The organism is Rhizobacter terrae, assembly GCF_003852895.1.
Classification (GTDB): domain Bacteria; phylum Pseudomonadota; class Gammaproteobacteria; order Burkholderiales; family Burkholderiaceae_C; genus Albitalea; species Albitalea terrae.
Map to the genome: position 1 here is coordinate 273605 of NZ_QUSW01000001.1, position 25549 is coordinate 299153.

The following is a 25549-nucleotide window of genomic DNA, read 5'->3' on the forward strand; positions in this document are numbered from 1 at the left end:
CCGCAACTGCACGGGGCGTTCAGTCAGATCAACCACCAACAATCAACGCTTCACAGCCCGATGACCGATGTCCTGCCGGTACTGCGCGCCATCGAAGTGGATGCCCTGCAGCACTTCGTACGCCCGCTGCTGCGCCATCTTGGTCGAGTCGCCCAGCGCCGTCACGCACAGCACGCGGCCGCCGGAGGTGACCAGCGTCTCGTCCTGGAGCGTCGTGCCGGCATGGAACACCACCGCATCGGCCGACTCGGCCGGGATGCCCGTCACCGCATCGCCCTTGCGCGGGTTCAGCGGGTAGCCGGCCGCGGCCATCACCACGCCCAGCGCCACGCGGCGGTCCCATTGCAGCTCGACCTGGTCGAGCGTGCCATCGGTCGCATGCATCAGCACGTCGAAGAGATCGCTCTTCAGGCGCATCATGATCGGCTGCGTTTCCGGATCGCCCATGCGGCAGTTGAATTCCACCGTGCGCGGATCGCCGTTCGAATCGATCATCAGGCCGGCATAGAGGAAGCCGGTGAACGGAATGCCGTCGCGCGACATGCCCTGGATGGTGGGCATGATGATCTCGTGCATCACCTTGGCATGCACGTTGGGCGTGACCACCGGCGCGGGCGAGTAGGCCCCCATGCCGCCGGTGTTGGGGCCCTGGTCGTCGTCCTGCAGGCGCTTGTGGTCCTGGCTGGTGGCCAGCGACACCACGTTCTTGCCGTCGCACAGCACGATGAAGCTGGCTTCCTCGCCTTCGAGGAACTGCTCGATCACCACGCGCGCGCCGCCTGCGTTGTGGGTCACGCCCAGCTTGTTGTCCAGCAGCATCCAGTCGATGGCTTCGTGCGCCTGCTCCAGCGTGGTGGCCACCACCACGCCCTTGCCCGCGGCCAGGCCGTCGGCCTTGATGACGATGGGCGCGCCGTTCTTCTCGACGTAGGCATGCGCCTTCTTCGCGTCGCTGAAGGTCTCGTAGTCAGCGGTCGGAATCTTGTGCCGCTTCATGAACTCCTTGGCGAAGGCCTTGGAGCTTTCAAGTTGCGCGGCCGATTTGGTGGGGCCGAACACCCGCAGGTTGCGTGAACGGAACACATCCACCACGCCGCCGGCCAGCGGGGCCTCGGGGCCCACCACCGTCAGAACGATCTTTTCCTTGACGACAAAGTCAGCCAGTTCGTTGAAGTCGGTCAGCGGCACGTTGTGCAGCCGGTTGTCGATGGCGGTGCCCCCGTTGCCGGGCGCCACGTAGACCGTCTGCACCTTGGGCGACTGCAACAGCTTCCACGCCAGCGCGTGTTCGCGGCCGCCTGAGCCAATGACCAATACTTTCATTCCGAGATCTCTGCGTTGTGATAGACGTCCTGCACATCATCGAGGTCCTCGATGACATCCAGCAGTTTCTGCATGCGCTGGGCGTCTTCGCCGGCCAGCTCGATGGTGTTCTCGGCGCGCATGGTCACCTCGGCCACTTCGGGCTTGAGGCCGGCTGCTTCCAGCGCGTTCTTCACGGCCTCGAACTCGGGCGGTGCGGTGAGCACCTCGATGGCGCCGTCGCCATCGGTCACCACGTCCTCGGCGCCGGCTTCGAGTGCCACTTCCATCACCTTGTCCTCGCTCGTGCCCGGCGCGAAGATGAGCTGGCCCACGTGCTTGAACTGGAAGGCCACCGAGCCTTCGGTGCCCAGGTTGCCGCCGTACTTGCTGAAGGCGTGGCGCACTTCGGCCACGGTGCGCACGCGGTTGTCGGTCATGCAGTCGACGATGATCGCCGCGCCGCCGATGCCGTAGCCCTCATAGCGGATTTCCTCGTAGTTCACGCCTTCGAGGTTGCCGGTGGCCTTGTCCACGTTCTTCTTGATCGTGTCGGCCGGCATGTTGGCCGCCTTGGCCTTGTCGATGGCCAGGCGCAGCCGCGGGTTCATGTTCGCGTCGCCGCCACCCTGGCGGGCCGCCACCATGATTTCACGGATGATGCGCGTCCAGACCTTGCCGCGCTTCTCGTCCTGGCGGCCTTTGCGATGCTGGATGTTGGCCCATTTGGAATGTCCGGCCATGGAAGAGAGCTCCTCGTGCGTCCGCTTTGCGCGGCCACCTGTTGTGGGGGAAGAAACGGGGAAAGGGTTGATTTTAGCCTCGCACCACGCCCCTGCAGCCCCACCCTACACTCGGCCATCCACACCCGGAGTTCCCCGATGGCCGAGCCGATCCTCATCGCCAAGCACGACAAGACCGAAGCCTTCCTGCTGCCTTCGCTGGCCAACCGCCACGGGCTCATCACCGGTGCGACCGGCACCGGCAAGACCATCACCTTGCAGACGCTGGCCGAGAACCTGAGCCGCATCGGCGTGCCGGTGTTCATGGCCGACGTGAAGGGCGACCTCACCGGCATCACGCAGGCGGGCAAGCTCAGCGACAAGCTCGCGGGCATCCTCAAGGAGCGCGGGCTGGACGCGCCCGAATCCGCCGCCTGCCCCGCCACGCTGTGGGACGTGTTCGGCGAGCAGGGCCACCCGGTGCGCGCCACCGTGAGCGACATGGGCCCGCTGCTGCTGTCGCGCATGCTGGCGCTCAACGAGACGCAGCAAGGCGTGCTGCAACTCGTGTTCAAGATCGCTGACGACCACGGCCTCTTGCTGCTGGACCTGAAGGACCTGCGCGCGATGCTCCAGCACGTGGGCGACAACGCGGCGGACTTCACCACCGAGTACGGCAACGTGAGCGCCGCCAGCATCGGCGCCATCCAGCGCGGGCTGCTGCAGATCCAGGAGCAAGGCGGCGACAAGTTCTTCGGCGAGCCCATGCTCAACATCGCCGACTTCATGCAGACCGACAGCGGCAAGGGCGTGATCAACATCCTCGCCGCCGACAAGCTCATGAACTCGCCGCGCTTGTACGCCACCTTCTTGCTGTGGATGCTCTCCGAGCTGTTCGAGCAGTTGCCCGAAGTGGGCGACCTGGACCAGCCCAAGCTCGCCTTCTTCTTCGACGAAGCGCACCTCTTGTTCAACGAGGCGCCCAAGGCACTGGTCGAACGCATCGAGCTGGTGGTGCGCCTGGTGCGCAGCAAGGGCGTGGGCGTGTACTTCGTGACGCAGAACCCGCTGGACATTCCCGACTCGGTGCTGGCCCAGTTGGGCAACCGCGTCCAGCATGCCCTGCGCGCGTTCACGCCGCGCGACCAGAAGGCGGTGAAGGCGGCGGCCAGCACCATGCGGGCCAATCCGAAGATCGACATCGAGACGGCCATCACCGAGCTGGCCGTGGGCGAAGCGCTGGTGAGCTTCCTCGACGACAAGGGCCGGCCCAGCGTGACCGAGCGGCTGTTCGTGCTGCCGCCGGGCAGCCAGATCGGGCCGATCACCGGTGAGCAACGCAAGGCCTTGGTCGCGAACTCGCTGGTGGCCGGCGTGTACGAGAAGGTGGTGGACCGCGAATCGGCTTACGAGAAGCTCAAGGGGCGGGCTGCGGCTGCGCCCGAAGCGGCACCCGCGCCGGCCCCGCAGGCCGCACCGTCCCAGCCGGCGGGCCCAGGTGCGCCGGCCGCCGCACCGGCGCCTTCATCGGGTGCCGGGAGCTGGCTGAGCGATATCGCCGGCGGCCTGTTGCGCGGCTCCGGCCGCAAGGACTCAGTGCTGGAGACGGTGGCCAAGTCGGCCGCGCGCTCCATCGGCTCCACCGTGGGCCGCGAGATCATCCGCGGCGTGCTGGGAAGCATCCTGGGGGGCGGAAACTCGCGCCGCCGCTAAGTTTTCCGAGGCCGGAACCGGGCCTCGGAAAAAACTTCTGCGCCACCCCGGCCACAGCCGGATTCCCCTGGACGACACCTCGTGTTGCGGGGCAGGCACGCTCGTTGCCGAAAGCGTTCGCCTTCATCGGTGGACCACCGGCAGTCAGCGCGTCCAAGCAAGCAACCTTTCGTCCTTGGGAGTTCCGTTCATGACATTCGCAGAGAAATTCGCGCCCGCATTGGCGCTCGCGGCCAGCCTTTTCCTGCCGCAGGCGCATGCGGCATTGGGCGACAGCCTGGTCGCCTCGGGCGGCGACGTCGTCATCCGCTTCGAGGGATCGGATGCCGGCTATGACAGCCTCATCAGCGTCAATGGGTCGGCCGAGATCTTCCCGAACCATGCCACGCTCGTGGGCACGGAGTGGGACCTGGGCACCTTCGCGGCGGGCACCGCCATCGACGTGGTGCTGCATGTGCTGAACACCGGCGCCGTATTCCATTCGGGCAGCGGCGCCGGCAACGTGGACGGCCTGGCGCATGCCTGGGTGACCACCGACGCCACCGGCCGCACCTTCGTGAGCTTCGAGGACCTCGTGGGCGGCGGTGACCGCGACTACAACGACCACATGTTCTCGTTCCTGGGCGTCACGAGCCCGGTGCCGGAGCCCACCTCCATCGCGCTGCTGCTCGCAGGGCTGGGCGTGCTGGGGTTCCTTGCGTCGCGCCTGCACCGGGACGATCGATGATCTTCCTCTGATCAGGCCGCCATGCGCTGCGGGGCCGGGTAGCCCCGCACTTCCAGATCGTGCTTGTCCTCGGCGACTGCGGCGAGAAGTTCACGCCGCACCTGGCCCTTCAGCACGCCGCCCAGGAAGCCGAGGAAGCGCGGCACCGGCAGGCGGATGGTGATGCCCACCACCGTCGCGTCGCGGCCATCCGGGGTGCGCCCGGACCGGAAGCGGAAGTCCAGCGAGCCGCCCTGGTTGAAACCCTCCACCGAGCGGTCCACCATGCGCATCCCGTCCGCATCGATCTCGCGGACGAAGACGTCGCGCTGGACGATGCCCAGCAGCTTCACCTCCTGCACGTAGCGCGCGCTGCGCTCCGACACCGACAGGATCTCGAAGCGCAGCTTGGGATGCACGTTGGCCGCGATGTGGTGCCGCAGGTCGGCGAACTGCGCCCGCACGCTGTTCAGCGGGGCGGCGATGAGTTCTTCATGGCTCACTTCGACGAATCGGGTCATGGGTGCCTCCGGGTTTCTGTCAGGGCGTATACGCGCCGATCGCCAGACCGGATGCGCCGGCATACTGGCCCCCCTTGGTCCCGGGGCTGGATGCCCATCCATCGATGAACTTGATCGGACTCGCCGACTTGACCCGCCAGGATGTTCGCGACCTCTGGGCGTCTGTGCGCTCGCCAGCCGTGCCCCTGGGCGGCAACGTGGCCTGGTCCTTCGAAGGCAATGGCATCCGCACGCGGACCACCTTCATCCAGGCGTTCCGCGAGCTGGGGCTGTCGTTCGTCGAACTGCCCAACTTCCTCAAGACCGGCGAGCGAGCCCGCGACCTGGCGGGCTACCTGGACCCGTTCTACGACGTGTACGTGATCCGCGAATCGAACCATGCGCGGCTGGCGGAATTCGCTGCGGCGTCGAAACGGCCGGTGGTCAACGCCATGTCCAGCGAAGGGCACCCCTGCGAGGTGCTGACGGACGCGTACTTCATCGACAGCAGCATCAAGCCCCTCGAGGAAGCCCGCATCTGCCTGTGGGGTCCGCCCACCAACGTGATGCGGTCATGGCACGAGCTGGCCCAGGTGATGGGCTTCACGGTCATCCATGCCTGCGACCCGCGCTGGCACGAGGCCAAGGCGAACGTGCAGTTCACGGCGTACTGTGAACAACCGATGGACGTGGTCATCACCGACGCGTGGCCCGCCGGAGCAGACGATGCCGCCTGGTCACTGACAACGGCGCACCTGGCCCTCATGGGCCAGCCGCGGTTGCTGCCCACACCGCCCTTCTCCATCGGCCGGGAACTGGCGTTCGATCCCCTGGCCTGGCCTGGCTTCACCGGCTATGCGCAAAAGGAGCTGCTCCTGCCAGTGCACAGGGCCATCCTGCAACAAGCCATGTCACGCCCATGAAACGCCTCGCTCCGGGAACCTTGCTGTCGGCCGCCCTCCTCGCGACCAGCCAAGCCGTCGCGGCCGGGCATTGCAAAACGGACGAGGTGACGTATTTCCAATGCACCATCGGCTCGACCGGCAAGGTCGTGGCCTTGTGCGGCAACGAACTCTTCGACCCGGCCACCAACGAGCGGCGCGCGAGCACCTGGCTCCAATACCGGTACGGCGCGCCGGGGAAGGTCGAGCTGGCCTTTCCACAGGCCCGTGCCGGGTCCGTCGAGCAGTTCACCGGCGAGTACCACCACCCCTACCACGGCTTCTACTACGGTTTGTCGTTCAACAGGAAGAACGTGGACTACGCGCTGGTCCACGTGGAATCGGAAACCCGCTTCTACGGTATCGAAGTCACGATGGGCAAGCGCGTGGTGCAGATGCCCTGCATCGGGCAACCCGAGGTCAACCTGGAGCACTCGCCCAACGACTTCTTCCGCCTGGTGCAGGAGCTGTCGCCCCGTTGAACGATTCGCGCCTTACAGCAGGCAGTGCCGCTTCAGCAGGGTCCGCAGCGCATGCCGCGGAATGCCCAGCAGCTTGGCGGTGTGGACCTGGTTGCCTGAGCATCGGGCATAGGCCTCCTGCACCAGCGTCGATTCCACGCTGGTGAACAGGCTGGGCGCATTCACGCTGAGCAGGCGGCGGATGACGCGCACCAGCGCATGGTCCTCGCCGGCGTTGTCCTCAGCTTCTGGCGACACCGCCGGGGCCGCCGCGGCAGCCGGCGCCGGCACGGGCGCCTCGCAGCCTGCATGGTCCAGGCACAGGTCGTCCGCACGCAGGACCTCCCCGTCGCAGGTGATCATCGCCCGGTGGATGGCGTTCTCCAGCTCGCGCACGTTGCCGGGCCACGGGTGAGCCAGCAAGGCCTGGCGTGCATCATCGGCCAGGGCCACGGCGGTCAGGCCCAGCTGGGCGCCGTACTGGTCCATGAAGTGCCGCGCAAGGGGCAGGATGTCCCCCCGGCGGTTGCGCAAGGCCGGCAGCCGCACGGGCGCGACATTCAGCCGGTAGTACAGGTCGGCACGAAAGCGCTGCGCCTTCACGGCCTCTGCCAGGTCCACGTGGGTGGCCGCGACCAGGCGCACGTCCAGTGCGACGGGCTTTCGGGAACCAAGGCGTACCACCTGTCGTTCTTGCAGCACGCGCAGCAGCTTGACCTGCAGGTGCAGCGACAGCTCGCCGATCTCGTCGAGCAGCAGGGTGCCGCCGGCGGCCTCCTCGAACCAGCCCGCGCGCGAACGCGATGCGCCGGTGAAGGCACCCGATTCATGGCCGAACAGCTCGGCGTCGATGAGCGACTCGCTCAAGGCACCGCAATTCACCGCCACGAACGGCCCCTTGCGGGCGCTGCGCGCATGGATGTGCCTGGCGATCACTTCCTTGCCGGTGCCGGTTTCGCCATTCACCAGCACCACCGCCTGGCTGCGTGCGATGCGGTCCAGCCGGTCGAGCAGGCTCGACCAGGCCGGGTCCTGGCAGAGGAAATCGGGGGCGGCGTCGGCCGCTGCCATCAGCGGAGGTCGTGCTCTGACAGCCAGCACACGTTCGGTGTCACGCCGCGATGCTGCTTCTATCGTTTCCATCCGTTCTCCGATGTAGCCTGTACTTCTGAGCGCATAGAAGATTCTGGAAATTGGGCTCTTCGCGATCGGCGCCAAAGGCCGATCGACAGAGGGTGGGCGAGCATACGAGCAAGAAGCCCTCCCATTCCTCAAGCCACTAGACAATCAGGGGACACGCGGGTTAATCGCGGTCATCGCTGCGTCACGAATGCAAGAGCAAGACGCTGCACAGCGAGTCGAGGCGACCGAGTGTCAGGGCGAACCCGTATCAGAGTCGATGCTCGACACAAACACTTTGTAAGTTGATCGACGCGCAGCTTTCGTGTCGTAAGCGAGTCGCAACAGAAACGCTTCCAAGCCGGAGTTGGCAACGCAATTCGCGCAAGGCCCTCAGGGCATCGCGGTCATGGAAGCACGCTCATCTTCGCGACGGGCCGCGACATCACGCGGGCCTGGGCATCCAGGCTCGTGACCACGCCGTTGGCGAAGTAGCTGTTCTGCGTGTCGGGCTCCATGGCCGCGATGACCAGGTTGGCCAGCGGCTGGTCCAGCGGCACGTAATAGCTGCCGGCCTTCACGTCGATGAGCGAAGGCACGGTCTGAACCTGCACCTTCACGATGCCGTTGATGTCGGCCACCGTGCCGCGCACGTCGGGCCGCGCCGTGGTCTCGCGCGAGAGTTCGCGGTAGGTCTCGGCGCGCATGTCGCCAAGCTCGCCCAGCTGCATCACCGTCACGCCCAGGCCGCGCAGCTTGAGCACCGCATCGGTCTGGTCGTTGGACAGCCAGTAGCCGCAAGGCCGCACCCGCGTCTTCACGGGCCGCAGATCCAGCGATGAATCCCACACGACGTTGATCGGCTTGTCCGCGCCGGTCACGGGGTCGATCATCTGCAGCACGTACTGGCCCGTCGTGGCGGCGGCCTCGACCACGGCTTCGCCCTGGCAGGCCTGCGAACTCACCTCCTGCTCGACGAAGCCCTTCACCTTGGCCAGGTCGGCCGCGCGCGTGGCGGCGCTGTTGAGGATGCTGTGCAGCGCCGTGACGTGCGTGAACACGCGCCGCTTCAGATGCAGCCGGCCGATGCCCACGCCGCGCGTCTCGATGAGGAAGCTCACCGCGTTCTTCAGGCCGTTCACGTTGCGGCCGGTGTCGGGCTGCACGCCGCCCATGGACACCTTCTTGTCCGACAGGTCGGTCGAGGTCGTGTAGTACCACTCGGTGCTGATGCCCTCGGCCTTGAAGCTGGCCAGGAGCGGCTGGCGGAACCACTCCTCCGCCGCCTTGGTGATGAAAGGCGGCTCGTTGGCCGTCATCGCGTACTGCACCAGGGCATCGAACTTCTGCACTGCGTCGAACTTCTGCACGTAGCGGCCCACCACGGAGTACTCGTGCGAGTCGACGATGACCGCCGGCTTGAACTCGCGAGCGAGCTGGGCTTGCGCCTGCGCCTCGGGCGTCTTGAGCAGCAGGTGGTCGCGGTTCATGTCGACGCCGCTGGCGGTAACGCGGTTGCTGTCGTGCGCACCATCGGGGTTGGCGCGCGGCAGCATCACCACGTTGATGCGGTCCAGCAGCGGCTCCAGCTTGCCGCCGGCCAGCTCCTGCGCAATCACCAGCAAGGCCTCGCTGCCGGCGGGCTCGTCGCCATGCTGCTGGCCCACGAGCATCACGGTGATGCGGCCGGACTTCACGATGGAAGCCGGGTCGGTGTCGGGCAGCTTGGTGAAGAGCAGTCCCTCGATGGGCTGGTCGGCCTGCGAGCGGCCCAGGCTCAGCAGCTGGATGGTGGCGCGCCCGGCGCCGCCGCTGCGCTCCAGGCCGCGGATCAGCGCACGCAGTTCGTCGTTGCTGGTGAAGTCGCTGCGGCCAGGCGCGAAGGCCGGTGTCGGCAGCTGGACGAGCGGATCAGGGAAACGCGCGGCGACGGCCTCGGCATAGGGAAGCTTGGACGCCGTGGCAGGTGCGCTCGAAGACGAGGACGCAGACACCGGCGTCTGCGCGACCCGTACCGGCTCGGCCGATGTCGCCGATACCGCCCGCCCCGAGGTCGTGGCGCAGGCCAGCAGGCTGGCCGACAAGGCCATCGTCATCCACCAGCGTCCACCTGCGACCACCCAGCTTTGCGACATCACGTGCTCCCAATCCCGCTCCCTTGCGGGACGGCAAATATAAGCCCGGCATCCGACGGCTCGCGTCCGTTCCTCGCACCGGCGATGCATCCGAACCGACCAGACATCCGTAAGCGCAAAGCCAGCCCGGAGTCCGCCCTTGTTCCCACCCCAAGCCGTCGCCCTGCCCATGCCGCCACCGAGGATGTGTGCGGATAGCGGGCGCCATGGCGATCTGCTAAGTTCACCCTCGCCCGGGCCGCAGGGGGCGGCGCCGGAGCCAGCCTGGAAAACGACCGCCTTGTCCACGGTGCCCGCCATTGCCGATGCCGCCAACGCCGCTGTGCTGGATGCAGCCGATGCTGCGTCGGCCACGGGCCGGCGCGCTCACCGCGACGCCGAGCTGGTGGCGCTGCTGCAATCGGCCGCCGCCGGCAACGCCAACGCCTTCGAGCGCTTCTACGACCTCACCACCTGCTATGCACAGACCCTGGCGCGCCGCATGCTGAACGCCGCCGACGTGGAAGACGTGGTGGCTGACGCCTACTTCCAGGCCTGGCGCGACAGCCGCAGCTTCGACCCCGAGCGCGGCAGTCCGGTCACCTGGCTGCTCACCATCGTGCGCAGCCGCGCGCTGGACCTGCTGCGCAGGCGCCGGGCATCGCCCGAGCAGCCTGCGGACGATGCCGACGCTCATGCATCGACGGATGCGGACAGCCCCGGCCCGCTGGACCTGCTGCAGACCATCGAGTCACGCACCCGGCTGCACGCCGCGCTGTTGACGCTCTCGCCGCAGGAGCGCTGGGTGCTGGCCCTGGCCTACTACCGCGAACTCAGCCACCGCGAGGTCTGCGAGCAGACCGGCATGCCGCTGGGCACGGTGAAATCGCTCATCCTTCGCGCGCAGGCCAAGCTGCGCGCCCTGCTGGCGGAGGTCGCCGAGTGAACGACGACGACCTGATCCGCCTGGACGAGGACATCCTCGCCGCCTTCGACGCCGCGCAGGCGGTGCAGCCCGTGCCCGACGAGGTGTCGGCGCGCATCAAGAGCCGGCTGTTCAACCGCATCGCCGACACCGAGGCCGCGCAGGTCGCCATCGCGCCCGAGGGCGGCAAGTGGCGGCCGTTCGGGCCGGGGGTGGAAATCAAGGTGCTGCACAAGCACGAGGGCGTCATGTCCTACCTGCTGCGCATGGCACCGGGCTCGGAGCTGCCCAACCACCGGCATCCGCACGACGAGGAGTGCGTGGTGGTCGAAGGCAGGGTGCAGATGGGCGAGGTGAGCATGGGCCCGGGCGGCTACCTCATGGAACGCGCCGGTACCTTGCACCCGCCGCTGCGCACGGTGGACGGCGCGGTGATCTTCCTGCGCGGGGCGGCGCCGAAGGTCGAGCAGCTGATCTGAACCGGCCCCGGCGCCGGCATTTCGCGCCGATTCCCGACATCTCGCGCCTCCCGGTGGCGCTTCGTCGCAGGCCTGTCGCGGCCGGCAAACCCCTTGGGCACAGTGCGCTCACTCGATCCACTCACCAACCAAGGGACACGCACCATGATCACCTCCATCCTCCAATACACCCCCGTCTGGGTCTGGGGCCTGCTGGCCGGCCTGATCGCCCTGGGCACGTCGATGGCCTTCACCCGCGAGATCACCCTGCGCCGCGCCACCATCATGCCGCTGGCCATGGTGGGCCTGTCGCTGTACGGCGTCGCGTCCGTCTTCTCGCACCAGCCCCTGGCGCTCGGGGCCTGGGCCGTCGGCCTGGCCGTCAGCGCCTCGATCGCCATCGGCATGGGCATCGGCCGCGGTGCGGCATGGGTCCCCGAGACCCGCCTGCTGCGCGTACCCGGCAGCTGGTGGCCGCTGGTGGTCATCCTCGGCATCTTCATCACCAAGTTCGCCGTGGGCGTCACCCTGGCCCTGCACCCGGACTTCGCCCGCGACTCGGCCTTCGCCACCAGCGTCGGCCTCGTCTACGGCGCCTTCAGCGGCGTGTTCCTGGGCCGCGGCACGGCGCTGTGGAAGGCGGCACAAGCCGGCATCGCCCGCGCCACCAGCCTGGCCTGAACACAAGACTTGCCGCCCCACGCTCAGGGAATGCCCGGGGCGTGGGGCTGAGACAGAATCGGCGATGGCTTTTTTCGACCCCGTGACCCCCTACAACTCCAGGCAGCGCCGCTTCGCCGTGCGCGGGCTTCGCAGCGTGACCATCGCGGCCGTCATCTCGCTCCTGTTCTCGGGCATCTACGGAACGAAGGTCATGCCCACCACGGTCTACGCCATGAGCTACACGCTGGGTTGCTGGTTCTTCATCGACGCCGGCCGCATCCTCGCCAGCCGCTTCGTGCACCGCCACGACCCGGGCAACATCGCCTTCGGCAACTGGCCGGGCTGGAAACTGATGATCGTCGTGGTACTTGTCGGTACCCTGGTGGGTGCCATCGCAGGCAACGAACTGGGCAACCTCCTCACCGGCTACGACAACCCCAGCTTCATCAACACCCACAACATGCGCCAGGCGCTGGGCGTGCTGCTGTTCTCGCTGGTGCCGGGTTCCTTCGCCACCTACTTCTTCTACACCAAGGAACGCCTGGCGCTGAGCGAGGCGCAGGCGCAGACGGCGCGCCGGCAGGCGGCGGAGACGCAGCTCAAGCTGCTGGAGTCGCAGCTCGAACCGCACATGCTGTTCAACACGCTGGCCAACCTGCGCGTGCTCATCGGGCTGGACCCGGTGCGCGCCCAGGCCATGCTGGACCGGCTCATCGCCTTCCTGCGCGCCACGCTGGAAGCCTCGCGCCGCGGCTCGCACCCCCTGTCATCGGAGTTCGCGCGCATCGGCGACTACCTGGAGCTGATGAAGATCCGCATGGGCGAGCGCCTGCAGCCGGTGCTGAAGCTGCCGCCCGAGCTGGCCGACCAGCCGGTGCCGCCGCTGCTCCTGCAGCCGCTGGTGGAGAACGCCATCAAGCACGGCCTGGAGCCGCACGTGGACGGGGGGCGGCTGATCGTCAGCGCCGAGCGCGAGGGCGACATGCTGCTGCTGAAGGTGCGCGACACCGGCGCCGGCCTGGGCAAGAGCGGCGCGGACGGAACGCACTTCGGGCTCAAGCAGGTGCGCGAGCGGCTGGCGACGCTGCACGACGGCAAGGCCATGCTGGAACTGGCCGATGCGGACGATGCCGACGGCGGGGTGGTGGCCACGGTGAGGCTGCCGGCGAAGTGAGGCCGTTCGCCCTCACAATGCCACCCCATGCCCACCGCCCTCATCGCCGAAGACGAGCCGCTGCTCGCCGCCAACCTGCAAGCCGAGCTCCAGCGCCTGTGGCCTGAGCTGAAGATCGTGGCCACCGTGGGCCACGGCGAGGCGGCCGTTCAGCTGGCCCTGGCGCACCAGCCCGACCTGCTGTTCCTGGACATCCGCATGCCCGGCATGACGGGCCTGGAAGCCGCCCAGGCGCTCGCCGAGGACTGGCCCGACGACGAGGCCGCGCCCTTCCCCCTCATCGTCTTCGTCACCGCCTACGACCAGTACGCCCTGCAGGCCTTCGAGCGCGCCGCGGTGGACTACGTGCTCAAGCCGGTGCTGCCCGACCGCCTCGCGCAGACCTGCCAGCGGCTGCAGGCGGCGCTGAAGCAGCGCTCGCAGCCCCAGGCCGCAGCCGCCACGCCCTCGCTGGACGACGTGATGCAGCAGCTGCGCGGCCTGGTGTCGCAAGGCGGCGTGGGCACCGTGGCCGGGCCGGCGGCGCAGCAGCCGCCGCTCAAGGTCATCCAGGCCGGCGTGGGAACGGCCATCCACATGGTGCCCGTCGAGCAGGTGCTGTACTTCGAGGCGGCCGACAAGTACGTGCGCGTCATCACCGCAGAGCGCGAGCACCTCATCCGCACCTCATTGCGCGAGCTGCAGCCGCAGCTGGATGCGAACATCTTCTGGCAGATCCACCGCGGCACCATCGTGCGCTGCGACGCGATTGCCACCGCCACGCGCGATGAAGCCGGCAAGGTCACGCTCACGCTGCGCGGCCACGGCGACAAGCTGGTGGTGAGCCGCATGTACGCCCACCTGTTCAAGGCGATGTGACAGCCCCCAAGACCGGGGCATGCCCCGGTCCGCCCCCCGCGGGGGTCAAGGAAGCTTGGGGCGGCCCGGCGCTTCCTTGAGTCTGCATTTCGCGGCGCGAAGCCGCGGTTTCATCGGCGCTGCCTTCCGTCCGTCGCGCGTGCGTTCACCGGCACGGCAGCGACGCAGAAGATGCAGCCCATGGAACACCTCACGCACCTCATCCAGCAGCGGCCGCTGATTGCCCTGCACCTGGGCGCCGCGATGCTTGCGCTGGTGGTCGGCGGCGTGGTGATGGCCCGCCGCAAGGGCACCATCAACCACAAGCGCCTGGGCTGGTTCTGGGTGGCGCTGATGACCGCCGTGGCCGTCACCAGCGTCTTCATCCGCGACCACGGCATGCCCAACATCGCGGGCTACACGCCCATCCACGCCCTCACGCTGTTCGCCCTCGTCTCGCTGCCGCGCGGCATCCACCACATCCGCCAGGGCAATGTCGCCGCGCATCGCGGCCTGATGAAGGGCCTGTTCATCGGCGGCTGCATCGTCGCCGGACTCTTCACCCTCGTGCCCGGCCGAATCCTCGGCGACCTGCTGTGGAAGCAGGCCCTGGGCCTCGTTCACTGATTGCCGTTCACCCCCCTGTTTTCATCCAAGGAGACCACCATGAGCCGTCGCTACGACCACCAGGACCAGAGCATCGAAGCCCGCGCCTACCGCCGCGTGAAGCGCAAGATGGGATTCTTCATCCACGCCTTCGTGTTCCTGTGCGTGAACGGCGGCCTGTTCGTGCTGAACAACATCATGGGCGGCGGCAACTGGCACGTCTTCCCGCTGTGGGGCTGGGGCCTGGGCCTGGCCATCCACGGTGCGGTGACCTTCTTGTCGCTGAGCGGCGACGGCCTGCGCGAGCAGATGATGCAAGCGGAGATCGAGCGGCTGCGTCGCCGCGCGTGAGCTTGTTTCAATCCAACAAAAAAAGCAGCCTGGCCCGGTGATCCCGGGCCAGGCTGCTTGATCAAAGTCGATCGATGAACTCAGTGGCGGCGACGCGTGTCGTCGCGCGGCACCGGGCCGGACTGGCCACCATGGTCGTGCCATTGGCCGTCGCCGTGCCACTGGCCATCACCATGCCAACCTTGGTCGTGGTGCCAGCCCCGGCCGCCATACCAGCCGTTGCGGTAATAGCCGCCGGCATAGACGACCGGCGCCGGGCGGTAGTAGTAGCCCGACCGGACCACCACCGGCACCGGCCGGTAGATCACGGGCGGCGGCGCGTAGACCACGGGCTCCTCGACGTAGACCGGCGGCGGCGCATAGACCACCGGCGCCGGTGCATACACGGGGCCGTTGCTCACCACGGTGGCCACAGGGGGAAGGTTGATGCCGACGGACCACGACACGTGGCTGCCCGCCTGGGCGGAGGTGCCGGCCATGGCCGAGGCCAGGGCGGCGAAGACGAGGGCGATCTGCTTTTTCACGGGTCAGCTCCTGTTCGGGCGCACGGGGCGCCTCAGCCCAAAACCCCGGCCGGGTCCATGCCGTTGACGGCCGCACCCCTGTGACAACGTAAAGGTAGGTTTCAATCGTGGCCGGGCGATGCGCTTCGCAAAGCCATTGGAGCGAACACCGCGCGGCCCGTTCCCACCCTGGTGCGCCGATAGAATGACCCGCACCCCGGGGCGGCCATCCCTGCCCGCCCCAGACCATTGATTTCCCTCATGAATTCACCCAAGAACACCGCCCCCGACGCCAACGCCGAAGACACCGACCACAAGCCCAGCAACTTCCTGCGGCAGGTCATCGAGCGCGACATGGCCCAGGGCACCTACGCCAGCCGGAAGTGGGGCGGCACGCCCGGTGATGCACCGCACCATGAAGCCGGCCAGCCCGATCCGGCCAAGATCCGCACCCGATTCCCTCCTGAGCCGAATGGTTACCTGCACATCGGCCACGCCAAGAGCATCTGGCTGAACTTCGGCTTGGCCAAGGAGTACGGCGGCATCGGCCACCTGCGCTTCGACGACACCAACCCCGAGAAGGAAGAGCAGGAGTACGTCGACGGCATCATCGACGTGGTGAAGTGGCTGGGCTACGACTGGGACGTGAACGGCACCAGCCACCTCTACTACGCCAGCAACTACTTCGACTTCATGTACGAGGCGGCCGAGGCGCTCATCAACGCGGGCCTGGCCTACGTGGACGAGCAGACGCCCGACGAGATGCGCGCCAACCGTGGCGACTTCACCACGCCTGGCACCAACAGCCCCTTCCGCGACCGATCACCGGCCGAGAACCTCGAGCGCTTCCGCGAGATGCGCGATGGCAAGCACGCCGATGGCGCCATGGTGCTGCGCGCGAAGATCGACATGGCCAGCCCCAACATCAACCTGCGGGACCCGGCCATCTACCGCATCAAGCATGCGGAGCACCACAACACGGGCAACAAGTGGTGCATCTATCCGATGTACACCTACGCGCATCCCATCGAGGACGCGCTGGAGAACATCACCCACAGCATCTGCACCCTGGAATTCGAAGACCAGCGGCCGTTCTACGACTGGCTGCTGGAGCGGCTGGCCGAGTTGAAGCTGCTGAAGCATCCGCTGCCCAAGCAGTACGAGTTCGCGCGGCTGAACCTCACCTACATCGTGACCAGCAAGCGCAAGCTCAAGCAACTGGTGGACGAAGGCCACGTGAGCGGCTGGGACGACCCGCGCATGCCGACGCTGGTGGGCCTGCGCCGCCGCGGCTACACGCCCGAGAGCCTGAAGCTGATGGCCGAGCGCAGCGGCGTGAGCAAGGCGGGCGGATGGATCGACTATTCATCGCTGGACATCGCGCTGCGTGACGACCTCGAAGGCAAGGCGCCGCGCGCGATGGCGGTGCTGGACCCAGTGAAGCTCAAGCTCACCAACTGGGCGGAGGTGTTCGGCAGCGAGTCGCATCGCGAGGCTTGCTCGGCGCCGGCGCATCCGCATGTGCCGGAGCTGGGCGTGCGGCAGTTCAGTCTGGGGCCTGAGGTGTGGATCGAGCGGGATGACTTTGCGGAGGTGCCGCCGAAGGGATTCTTCCGCTTGTTCCCTGGCAACAAGGTGCGCTTGAAGTACGGCTATGTGGTGGAGTGCACGGGCGCGGAGAAGGATGCTTCGGGCCATGTCACCGCCGTGCTCGCCAAACTCGTGCCGGACACCAAGAGCGGCACGCCGGGCGCGGATGCGGTGAAGGTCAAGGGCACCATCACTTGGCTGGGTGTGCACGACGCGATCGCGGCGGAGATTCGCTTGTATGACCGCTTGTTCACGGAAGGACAGCCGGATGCCGGAGGGCGGGATTTCCTGTCCGTCCTGAATCCCGCTAGCAAGAAGGTGACGCAAGGATTTGTAGAGCCTTCTCTGCTGTCAGCCGACAAGGACGCGAAGTTCCAGTTCGAGCGGCACGGATACTTCGTTTGCGATCAGGTGGATCATGCCAAAGGCAAGCCGGTATTGAATCGGGTCACGGGGTTAAAGGACTCCTGGGCGAAGTAGGAAGCCAAATATATAGATTGAGCAAATCGCAGCAGAATGACACCTCAAGAGGAGCAATGTCCTAAATTCCAAGAAGACTCACCGCAAAGACTCCAAGACGAACTGATGCCCGATTTCGCCAATCGCGCTGACGTCGCAGGGGCGGCACCATGCTTTCAGCAGCCTTATTCACCCCAAATTCAGTTTTCGCGGACAGCCTACTGATCATTTCAGTCGTTGCCATAGCAAACCCCGGTCATCGAATGTCAACAACATCGCAAATCCCTGACAGCTTCTATGGCGACTTCGTCAAGCAACTCGAGTTATCTATTCGTGGCCATGCAACAGCGAATCAGGCAGAGCACTTTCTGAATGGAGCTGCTGCTGATGAAGTTCACAAAAAAATACCACGAGCCATTCGAAGCAGCGATGGAATATTTTTTAGTGGGCGAGAACTCGCTGCCGAGGCAGCAACCCTAGTACAGAAAAAAATCGATACAGGCGCCAAGATATTTGATCCATCTTGCGGCGCGGGAGACCTTTTACTTGCCGCAGCTCGACTGTTACCGCTGCAAGGCAATCTAATTGCAACACTAAAAAATTGGGGAGAAAGAATTGGTGGCACAGATCTTCACCAATCCTTTGTCGACGCCGCCAAGTTGCGTCTAGTGCTCCTTGCCAAGGAGAGACATGGCCTTCTAGATGAAGTGACCAACTTGGACCGCAAAAATATATTTCCTTTCATTCAGAAGCAAAATTACTTAACGAACCCTGAAGTAAGCAATGGCTTCGAGTGCTTGTTAACAAATCCGCCATTCGGACATCGCCGAGCTCCGAGTGATTGCTCCTGGAGTAGTGGAAGAACTCAACTTGCAGCCCTCTTTATCGAGAAGATAGTCCAGAACAGCAGTGAAGGGCAGATCATCGTCGCAATACTGCCAGACGTTCTGCGGGGAGGAAGTCGATACGGGCGATGGCGAAATTGGGTAATGCAAAATATGGCCATTACACACACCAACATATACGGACGCTTTGAAAAGCGTACAGATGTTGATGTATTCTTATGCCGCCTTGAACGCAAGAAGTTTTTGAATACTCAAGCGTTGCCAGCCCCATCAAAAAGTAGCGGACAAACCATTGGGGACTTCTTTGAAGTGCGCGTAGGTCCGCTTGTCCCGCACAGGCATCCTCAAAAAGGGCCATGGTGGCCATATTTGACGGTCGGAAATGCTCCTGCAAACTCGGAAACAACTATCAGTAAGCGTAGGCGTTTTTCCGGCACCGTGATAAAACCGCCATTCGTAGCCATCCGGCGTACATCCAATCCCGCAGATAGTCATCGAATAATCTACACCGTCATATCAGGAAACACTGAGGTTGCAGTAGAAAATCATCTGTTAGTTGCAATACCTCGAAGCAAGGATATCGAAGATTGCAGAAAGCTAGCCAAGCTATTGTTAAGTGAGAATTCGAAGAGCTTTGTAAATAGCAAACTGCGGTGTCGCCATCTAACGACCGGAGTAGTAAGTGCTATCCCTATCGATGATTGGAAGGACGTGTAATGGAGAAAGCGACCTTTCGCTTCTCACCACGGATTTTGGCTCGCTTAGGAGAAGAGCTAAATCAGACCTTCGATCAGAGCATACTTGAGTTAGTAAAAAATGCATACGACGCAGATGCATCCACCTGCAGGATTGAGCTCTTCGACACCACAAGGCCCGGCGGAATTATTCGAGTTTCAGATGACGGCGTTGGCATGGACGCAGATGCCATCAGAAATTCATGGCTTGTCCTTGGAAAATCAGAGAAAAGCTCCGAAACAACTACCAAGAAACTTGGTAGAACGCCTGCCGGCAGCAAGGGACTTGGACGTCTCGCAGCACTCAGACTAGGTTATTCGGTCTTTCTGGCATCAGTGACCGCAGAATCAACAGGGAAAATAAATAGTCTTCATATCAATTGGGATGAATTTGAAAAAGCGTCCGCGGTGGAAGACGTACTATTGTCAATCGAAACAAGAAGAAAGGCAAAAGGTGGGCATGGCACCGTCATCGAATTAAAATCCCTACGTAGTGCAGTAAGGATTGACGAGGTCAAAAAGCTTGCACGGTCCCTCATCCTCCTTACAGATCCGTTCGCAGATCAAGCTTCTGGATTTCAGGTTGAGCTTGCCAGCTCAGAATTCTCAGACATCGAAGAACTCGTCCGAAAAAAATATTTTGACGAAGCGGATTTTCACCTGGAAGCCTCGATTGATGCACAGGGCCTAGCAAATGTCCGCCTTCTAGACTGGAGAGGCGAACAGCTCGCCGCAGCGTCGCATGATGAACTTAAGCGTTCCGAACCTGAAAAGCCCTATCTAGCCCCTGCCTGCACCTTTGATCTTTGGACCTTCTTATTGAAAGCAGGAGATTTTTTGCAAGGCAGAAAGTCTCGAGTTGGTGAAATACGCCAATGGCTGCGAAGCTTCGGAGGAGTTCACGTCTACCAAGATAATGTCAGAGTCGCGCCGTACGGAGATTTGGGCAATGACTGGCTCCAACTGAACCTTGCGCGGGCACGGAGCCCGGAGGAGCGACCGAGTACAAATAATTCCATTGGCCGTGTGCGTATGAACGGCAAGAGTGAGTATCGTCTCACTCAAAAGACGGATCGATCCGGCTTTATCGAGGACGAGAACTTCGTTCAATTGACTGCCTTCACATTGGACTCGCTGGAATGGCTCGCCAAATGGAGGCTAGAGCAGGCGGAGTCGCGTCGCGTTACCGAGCGAGTTCAGGCTCAAGAAGCAGCCAAAGGGGAACAAGAATCCCTAAACGCGGCCCTTCTCTCGGTGCCGCAAGAAGCGAGAGCTGCCGTGGAGGTGGCGCTTAAGAAATACGCCTCAACAAGGGATCGTGAGGCAGAAGCGCTGCGAGCTGAAATCCAGCTATACCGCACACTTAGTACTGCTGGCATCACCGCAGCCACTTTCGCCCACGAGAGTCAGGGGAATCCGCTAAAAGTCATCACCTTGAATGTGAAGTCCCTGCAGCGACGAATTCCAGCGCTGTTGCCCATCGAAGAAGCCCCCCAACTACTTCGATTGGTTGAGCACATCGCGGTGTCGGCTGGAGCCTTAAGCACGCTGGGCGCCGCGACCTTAGGACTGATAAAAGCAGAGAAACGGAAAATTGGAAAAGTAGACCTTCATTTGGTAATCAAATCACTAGTGACACTGATGAAACCATTTCTAGAGGGCCGAGAGACGACTGTAGATTTGGCACTCACGCAGGAACAGCCTTTTATATATGCCAGTGAAGCCGCATTTGAATCAATTCTAGCAAATCTAATCAATAACTCACTTGATTCATTCCGCCGACAAGGCACACAGGCTCGCAGCATAAAGATTGAAACGACTATCAGCGAGTCTCGCTGCACTATTAGCGTCTCAGATTCCGGGCCCGGAATAGTAGGCGTGAAGTTGAATGAAATCTGGCTGCCAGGCGTTACAACATCCGCTGACGGCACCGGGCTAGGACTAACCATAGTCCGCGATACGGTGCGTGACTTAGGTGGAAATGTGTCGGCGATCGCAAATGGACGTCTAGGCGGAGCAGAGTTTCAGATTGATCTACCAATACTAGGGAGATAAAAATGTCTCGAGTCATATGTGGCAGGGAGATTCGACGAATACATGTGATTGACGATGACCCACGAGTTCGTGAATCTTATCTGGAAACCGTTACTGATATGGGTATCGCCGGGGTCGCTGTAACAGACCCCATTCCTGACGTTGACTCGCTCTTTTCAAAAATCGATTTTGCAAATGACGGCATAATTCTTGATTATCAACTCAACAGCACAAAATACTCTCGATACAATGGCGACATCTACGGGATGGCCGCTTACGAGCGCAATATACCGTTTATAATATCAAGCCATTTCCAGCCACTATCAATGGAGGGAAGGCGTCGCTTCATACCTAAAGCGGTGCATATCGATCATCTTGAGCCAGACTCTGTCACGGAAGCATTTGAGCTATGCATCCAGGAGTACGTCGGAAAATTCACCATCCATCGGTGCCCCGTCAGAACATTGGTCCGCATTGAAGGTTTAGAGCGCAATGGTCAGAGTTGCCAACTCAATGTTGTAGTACCAAATTGGGATCCTCATTCAGGCGTACAAATTCGAGTTGATTTAGATAGCATTCCAAACCTTGATCAACTTGAAAAAAGTCTTCATGAGACGGGGGAGGCGCGATTGACCGCAGAAGTAAACACCGGGGCTCAAGAACGTAGCGATCTATTTTTTGTAAATTGGAAATTGTTATGACCGGCACGTTGACGATCTTAGATGTCGGACATGGAAATTGCTCGATTGTTCGCGATGGCGAGCAAGTGGCGGTCGTTGACGCAGGTAGGGGCCCCTTTGCAACCAAGTATTTGGAACAAGTGGGCATAAAAGCCATTGATCTCATAATTATTTCGCATGCAGATGAGGATCATCTGGCCGGAATTATTGGACTATTGAGCTCAGAGCAATTTGATGTTAAAGAGGTCGCACTAAATTCAGATGCCGAAAAAGATACCAAGATTTGGCGCGATGTACGAAAAACGTTGGAATCACTTCATAATCGCGGCAAGGTCAAGATAACCATCGGAATATTTCGCGGTGGCTCATCATGGAGCACAGAGAATATTCAGATCAGGGTGCTCGCACCATCACTCTCAATTGCGCTTAGTGGCCCGGGAGGGACAGACACGGACGGAAAAAGAATTTCGTCGAATTCGGGCAGCATTGTCCTTCGTGCCACACATTCGTCTGGTAACAGCGCACTTCTCGCTGCTGATATGGAGGAACTCACGTTGGAGGAAATGCTCCGCAGCGGTTGTGACTTAGCGGCAAATGTGCTTGTATTTCCTCATCATGGAGGTCTTCCAGGCAAGGCAAATCCAGAAAAGTTCTCCGCCAAGATACTCCGCGCCGTAAAACCCACCTCAGTGATATTTTCGAATGGACGAGATAAACATGACAATCCTAAGCCGGAAGTTTTGGAGGAGGTTGCGAAATTTGGCGCCAGTCATATTGCTTGCACACAAATATCAAAGAACTGCCACAGCAAATCCTTAAAGCAGACGGCTGGGAATTTGGGATTATCTGCCGGCGCCGATGATGGGAAATCCTGCGCGGGCACCATTGAAATTGACCTGTGTACAGGCCGGGTCCACAAGAAGCAGGAAGAAATACACGTAGCATTTGTACAGACACTGGAGTCGCCAATGTGTCAAAAAACAAGTAACCAAGCGACTCTCCAGATTCCTATAAAAGTGCTGCACTAGATTGAATTGCCACCCCCACCACTCGCCGAGGCTTCGCCAGCTCGCCTCAGCCTTGGCTAAAGGTGTTTGCCGCGAACGGAAATGGGCGAATCGTTCTGCGTCGCCATACCCGAGGAAGGGCACGTGAGTTGGGCTGCCAGCCATAGGCGGCTCCTGATCGACCACCAGCTAATTCGTCACGCGGCGTACAGTGGCGGCGTGAAATGCTCGCGAAACCTCTCTATCACCCAGCACGGTGCGCTGCCCGTCGACAGCTTGTCGATTGAGGCTCTACCAACCGGTCGCGCAACTCGTGGCGCAACATTTTTAGATGACGCGCAACCTAAAGCTCTGGCGTTCTCGGTCACTTCCGAGCGGCCGCTGACGCCGAAGCCGCGTCAACTCGCTGCGGCACAGGGGAAAGGTGCTCGTCATGCGCGGAGAAGGGCCGAAGCTTTCGGCGTTGTCATTCCCGAGGAAGCCGCTAACGGGAGCCGCAACAAGCGCCTTGTGTTGAGTACCCCAGCCGTCAGACGCTCTCAAATTGATGCGGCGGTGAAGGACACCAAAATTGGCGTGGCGCTTGGAGTGGCAAAGCCCATCAGAACCAAGAAGGTCCGTTGACAGTCATCCGCGACTGCCCCGAGGCAGATCGCGAGTTGAGCAAGCAAGAGGACTTGGCTACGAACCAAGAGGTTCGCAGGTTTGCCCGCTCCCACCGCGAAACTCGACGCTCATCAGCGCTTGACTGGCGGCAAATCCGTGCAGGCGCCCTCGAAGGCTTCCGCCGCCAAGCCGATGCTCTCGCCCAGCGTCGGGTGCGGATGGATCGTCTTGCCGATGTCCACTGCATCCGCGCCCATCTCGATGGCCAGCGCGATCTCTCCGATCATGTCGCCGGCATGCGTGCCGACGATGCCGCCGCCCACGATGCGGTGCGACTCTTCGTCGAACAGCAGCTTGGTGAAGCCTTCGTCGCGGCCGTTGGCGATGGCGCGGCCGGAGGCCGTCCACGGGAACAGGCCCTTCTTCACCTTCAGGCCCTTGGCCTTGGCTTCGTCTTCGGTCACGCCCACCCAGGCCACCTCGGGGTCGGTGTAGGCCACGCTCGGAATCACGCGTGCGTCGAACGCGGCCTTGTGACCCGCAGCCACCTCCGCTGCCACGTGGGCCTCGTGCACCGCCTTGTGCGCCAGCATGGGCTGGCCCACGATGTCGCCGATGGCGAAGATGTGCGGCACGTTGGTGCGCATCTGGATGTCCACCGGGATGAAGCCGCGGTCGCCCACGACCACGCCGGCCTTGTCCGCGCCGATGCGCTTGCCGTTGGGCACGCGGCCCACGGCCTGCAGCACCAGGTCATAGAGCTGCGGTTCCTTGGGCGCACCCTCGCCTTCGAACATCACGCGGATGCCGTCGGCCGTGGCTTCGGCACCCACGGTCTTGGTCTTCAGCATGATGTTGTCGAAGCGCGGCGTGTTCATCTTCTGCCACACCTTCACGAGGTCGCGATCGGCGCCCTGCATCAGGCCGTCGAGCATCTCGACCACGTCCAGCCGCGCGCCGAGCGTCGAGTACACCGTGCCCATCTCCAGGCCGATGATGCCGCCGCCCACCACCAGCATGCGCTTGGGCCGCTGGCGCAGTTCGAGCGCGCCGGTGGAGGTGACGATGCGCGGATCGTCCTTCGGGAAGAACGGCAGCTTCACCGCCTCGGAGCCGGCGGCGATGATGGCCTGCGCGAACTTGATGGTCTGCACCTTGCCATCGGCCATCGTGACCTGGAGGTGATGCGGGTCGGCGAACTCGCCATTGCCCTGCACCACGGTCACCTTGCGCATCTTGGCCATCGCCGAGAGGCCGCCGGTGAGCTTGCCGATGACCTTTTCCTTGTGCTTGCGCAGCTTGTCGAGGTCGACGGTGGGCTCGGTGAAGGTGATGCCGTAGGTGTCGAAGTGCTTCACTTCGTCCATCACGGCAGCCACGTGCAGCAGGGCCTTGGAAGGGATGCAACCCACGTTCAGGCACACGCCACCCAGCGTCGCGAAGCGCTCGACCAGCACGGTCTTCAGGCCGAGGTCGGCCGCACGGAAGGCGGCGGAGTAACCGCCCGGGCCGGCGCCGAGGACGAGCATGTCGCATTCGAGGTCGGCACCGCCGGCGTAGCTGGCGGCCACGGGCGCCGCGACCGGCGCAGCAGCAGGCTGGGGTGCCGGTGCCGCCTGGGGCGCGGGAGCAGCAGGCGCCGGCGCGGCCGCCGCAGCGCCATCCGCCTCCAGCGACAGGATCACGGTGCCTTGATTGACCGTGTCCCCCAGCTTGACCTTCACTTCCTTCACCACGCCCGCGTGCGACGAAGGAATCTCCATCGATGCCTTGTCGCTTTCGACGGTGATGAGCGACTGCTCGGCCTTCACCGTGTCGCCGGGCTTCACCAGCACTTCGATGATCGCCACGTCCTTGAAGTCGCCGATGTCCGGAACCTTGATGTCGATGGAAGCCATGTGTTGTCTCAGTCGTCAGTCTTTGAGTTTGATCGTGTGGACACGCACCGGCCCACTCGAGTTCTTGTCGAATTCGCAGCCGGCCTTCACGCCGATCTCCGCGATTTCCTTGGCGGTCTTGGCCTTGTCGTAGGCCGCGTACATCGCGCCCAGTGCAAAGCCGCGTCCGGTGCCGATGCCCCAGAAGCGGTCGAACTCGAACACCTCGCGGTACGAGTACACGCCGAAGATGCCCGCCGGGTTGGCGATGAGCGCGGTGAACTGCGAAGACTCGTAGGGGTCGGAGTCGTCTTCCTTGGTGTTGAGGAAGAAGGTGTCCTTGAGCTTCGGGTGCAGGCGCAAGAAGGTGTCGAACACCTCGTCGCGCGAGTTCAGCCGCAGTTCGTCGGGCGTGAGGCCGTTGAGCGCTCGCCGCAGCACCGGGAAGTGCGCGGTGGTGCCCGACATGCCGAACCACGAGTCGCCCACCTTGAAGAGCTTCTCGTTGGCCTCGTAGCCGTGCGCCAGCCTGGTGTCGCCGAAGGTGACGAGGCTGTCTCCAGCGATCGCCACCTGGCCGCCCTTTCGAACAACCACTACCGTCGTCATGCCTTCTCCTTCC

General features: G+C 63.1%; 25 protein-coding genes. 17 read left to right on the forward strand and 8 right to left on the reverse strand.

Features of this window, described 5'->3' with window-relative positions:
- Positions 1–42: 42 nt before the first annotated feature.
- The gene (gene purD / locus DZC73_RS01270) at positions 43–1323 is read right to left on the reverse strand and encodes a phosphoribosylamine--glycine ligase (RefSeq protein WP_124538386.1); all 1281 of its coding nucleotides are present in this window, start codon (positions 1321–1323) and stop codon (positions 43–45) included.
- Positions 1320–2045: a YebC/PmpR family DNA-binding transcriptional regulator gene (locus DZC73_RS01275; RefSeq protein WP_124538387.1), complete on the reverse strand. Its 726-nt coding sequence runs from the start codon at positions 2043–2045 to the stop codon at positions 1320–1322. Before DZC73_RS01275 ends, purD begins: the two co-directional genes overlap by 4 nt.
- Positions 2046–2183: 138 nt before the next feature.
- On the opposite strand from DZC73_RS01275, the gene DZC73_RS01280 reads away from it, so the two are divergent.
- Together DZC73_RS01280 and DZC73_RS01285 are read left to right on the forward strand one after the other, a co-directional pair.
- Positions 2184–3737 (forward strand): helicase HerA-like domain-containing protein, encoded by a 1554-nt coding sequence (locus DZC73_RS01280; RefSeq protein ID WP_124538388.1) that lies wholly within the window; start codon positions 2184–2186, stop codon positions 3735–3737.
- A 190-nt stretch (positions 3738–3927) separates the two neighbouring features.
- Positions 3928–4464, forward strand: coding sequence for a DUF4114 domain-containing protein (locus DZC73_RS01285; RefSeq protein WP_124538389.1), 537 nt, complete (start codon positions 3928–3930; stop codon positions 4462–4464).
- Between the two features lie 11 nt (positions 4465–4475).
- On the opposite strand, the gene DZC73_RS01290 is transcribed toward DZC73_RS01285, so the two are convergent.
- Positions 4476–4964: a hypothetical protein gene (locus DZC73_RS01290; protein WP_124538390.1), complete on the reverse strand. Its 489-nt coding sequence runs from the start codon at positions 4962–4964 to the stop codon at positions 4476–4478.
- A gap of 104 nt (positions 4965–5068) precedes the next feature.
- Between DZC73_RS01290 and DZC73_RS01295 the strand changes: the two genes are divergently transcribed.
- On the forward strand, positions 5069–5866 hold the full coding sequence (locus DZC73_RS01295) for an ornithine carbamoyltransferase (RefSeq protein ID WP_124538391.1): 798 nt from the start codon (positions 5069–5071) through the stop codon (positions 5864–5866).
- Positions 5863–6366, forward strand: coding sequence for a hypothetical protein (locus tag DZC73_RS01300; RefSeq protein ID WP_124538392.1), 504 nt, complete (start codon positions 5863–5865; stop codon positions 6364–6366). The genes DZC73_RS01295 and DZC73_RS01300 overlap by 4 nt, the downstream gene beginning before the upstream one ends.
- A gap of 12 nt (positions 6367–6378) precedes the next feature.
- Here the strand turns inward: DZC73_RS01300 and DZC73_RS01305 are convergent, their stop codons facing one another.
- Both DZC73_RS01305 and DZC73_RS01310 read right to left on the reverse strand, forming a co-directional pair.
- On the reverse strand, positions 6379–7416 hold the full coding sequence (locus tag DZC73_RS01305; protein WP_124538393.1) for a sigma-54 interaction domain-containing protein: 1038 nt from the start codon (positions 7414–7416) through the stop codon (positions 6379–6381).
- 455 nt (positions 7417–7871) lie between these two features.
- Positions 7872–9599 (reverse strand): M14 family metallopeptidase, encoded by a 1728-nt coding sequence (locus DZC73_RS01310; RefSeq protein ID WP_235834947.1) that lies wholly within the window; start codon positions 9597–9599, stop codon positions 7872–7874.
- A gap of 289 nt (positions 9600–9888) precedes the next feature.
- Here DZC73_RS01310 and DZC73_RS01315 point away from each other — a divergent pair, with 289 nt between their 5' ends.
- The 7 genes from DZC73_RS01315 (at position 9889) to DZC73_RS01345 (ending at position 14592) form a co-directional block, all read left to right on the forward strand.
- Positions 9889–10524 carry an RNA polymerase sigma factor gene (locus tag DZC73_RS01315; RefSeq protein ID WP_235835016.1) on the forward strand — a complete coding sequence of 212 codons (636 nt, stop codon included), beginning with the start codon at positions 9889–9891 and terminating at the stop codon, positions 10522–10524.
- Positions 10521–10982: a cupin domain-containing protein gene (locus DZC73_RS01320; RefSeq protein ID WP_161974411.1), complete on the forward strand. Its 462-nt coding sequence runs from the start codon at positions 10521–10523 to the stop codon at positions 10980–10982. Before DZC73_RS01315 ends, DZC73_RS01320 begins: the two co-directional genes overlap by 4 nt.
- A 102-nt stretch (positions 10983–11084) precedes the next feature.
- The gene (locus tag DZC73_RS01325) at positions 11085–11642 is read left to right on the forward strand and encodes a DUF6622 family protein (protein ID WP_328589481.1); all 558 of its coding nucleotides are present in this window, start codon (positions 11085–11087) and stop codon (positions 11640–11642) included.
- A gap of 64 nt (positions 11643–11706) precedes the next feature.
- Positions 11707–12798 (forward strand): sensor histidine kinase, encoded by a 1092-nt coding sequence (locus tag DZC73_RS01330; RefSeq protein WP_124538398.1) that lies wholly within the window; start codon positions 11707–11709, stop codon positions 12796–12798.
- A 27-nt stretch (positions 12799–12825) separates the two neighbouring features.
- Positions 12826–13656 (forward strand): LytR/AlgR family response regulator transcription factor, encoded by an 831-nt coding sequence (locus DZC73_RS01335; RefSeq protein WP_124538399.1) that lies wholly within the window; start codon positions 12826–12828, stop codon positions 13654–13656.
- Positions 13657–13836: 180 nt separating this feature from the next.
- On the forward strand, positions 13837–14262 hold the full coding sequence (locus tag DZC73_RS01340) for a DUF2306 domain-containing protein (protein WP_235834948.1): 426 nt from the start codon (positions 13837–13839) through the stop codon (positions 14260–14262).
- A 39-nt stretch (positions 14263–14301) separates the two neighbouring features.
- Positions 14302–14592: a 2TM domain-containing protein gene (locus tag DZC73_RS01345; protein ID WP_124538400.1), complete on the forward strand. Its 291-nt coding sequence runs from the start codon at positions 14302–14304 to the stop codon at positions 14590–14592.
- An 80-nt stretch (positions 14593–14672) separates the two neighbouring features.
- Here the strand turns inward: DZC73_RS01345 and DZC73_RS01350 are convergent, their stop codons facing one another.
- Positions 14673–15116, reverse strand: coding sequence for a hypothetical protein (locus DZC73_RS01350; RefSeq protein ID WP_328589467.1), 444 nt, complete (start codon positions 15114–15116; stop codon positions 14673–14675).
- 240 nt (positions 15117–15356) lie between these two features.
- Between DZC73_RS01350 and DZC73_RS01355 the strand changes: the two genes are divergently transcribed.
- From DZC73_RS01355 to DZC73_RS01380, 6 genes are all read left to right on the forward strand, one after another.
- Positions 15357–17165 carry a glutamine--tRNA ligase/YqeY domain fusion protein gene (locus DZC73_RS01355; protein ID WP_124538401.1) on the forward strand — a complete coding sequence of 603 codons (1809 nt, stop codon included), beginning with the start codon at positions 15357–15359 and terminating at the stop codon, positions 17163–17165.
- Positions 17166–17314: 149 nt separating this feature from the next.
- Positions 17315–18706: an Eco57I restriction-modification methylase domain-containing protein gene (locus DZC73_RS01360; RefSeq protein WP_124538402.1), complete on the forward strand. Its 1392-nt coding sequence runs from the start codon at positions 17315–17317 to the stop codon at positions 18704–18706.
- The gene (locus DZC73_RS01365; protein ID WP_124538403.1) at positions 18706–20778 is read left to right on the forward strand and encodes a sensor histidine kinase; all 2073 of its coding nucleotides are present in this window, start codon (positions 18706–18708) and stop codon (positions 20776–20778) included. Before DZC73_RS01360 ends, DZC73_RS01365 begins: the two co-directional genes overlap by 1 nt.
- Positions 20779–20822: 44 nt before the next feature.
- A complete protein-coding gene (locus DZC73_RS01370) occupies positions 20823–21458 on the forward strand; it encodes a hypothetical protein (protein WP_124538404.1) in 636 nt (211 codons plus the stop codon).
- Entirely contained in the window at positions 21455–22465 is a 1011-nt protein-coding gene (locus DZC73_RS01375; RefSeq protein ID WP_124538405.1) for a ComEC/Rec2 family competence protein, read from the forward strand. Before DZC73_RS01370 ends, DZC73_RS01375 begins: the two co-directional genes overlap by 4 nt.
- A gap of 81 nt (positions 22466–22546) precedes the next feature.
- Positions 22547–23068 carry a hypothetical protein gene (locus tag DZC73_RS01380; RefSeq protein WP_124538406.1) on the forward strand — a complete coding sequence of 174 codons (522 nt, stop codon included), beginning with the start codon at positions 22547–22549 and terminating at the stop codon, positions 23066–23068.
- Positions 23069–23181: 113 nt separating this feature from the next.
- Here the strand turns inward: DZC73_RS01380 and lpdA are convergent, their stop codons facing one another.
- Together lpdA and DZC73_RS01390 are read right to left on the reverse strand one after the other, a co-directional pair.
- Entirely contained in the window at positions 23182–24948 is a 1767-nt protein-coding gene (gene lpdA, locus DZC73_RS01385) for a dihydrolipoyl dehydrogenase (protein WP_124538407.1), read from the reverse strand.
- Positions 24949–24963: 15 nt separating this feature from the next.
- Positions 24964–25536, reverse strand: a complete 573-nt coding sequence (locus DZC73_RS01390) for an Ntn hydrolase family protein (protein ID WP_124538408.1) — start codon at positions 25534–25536, stop codon at positions 24964–24966.
- Positions 25537–25549: the final 13 nt, after the last annotated feature.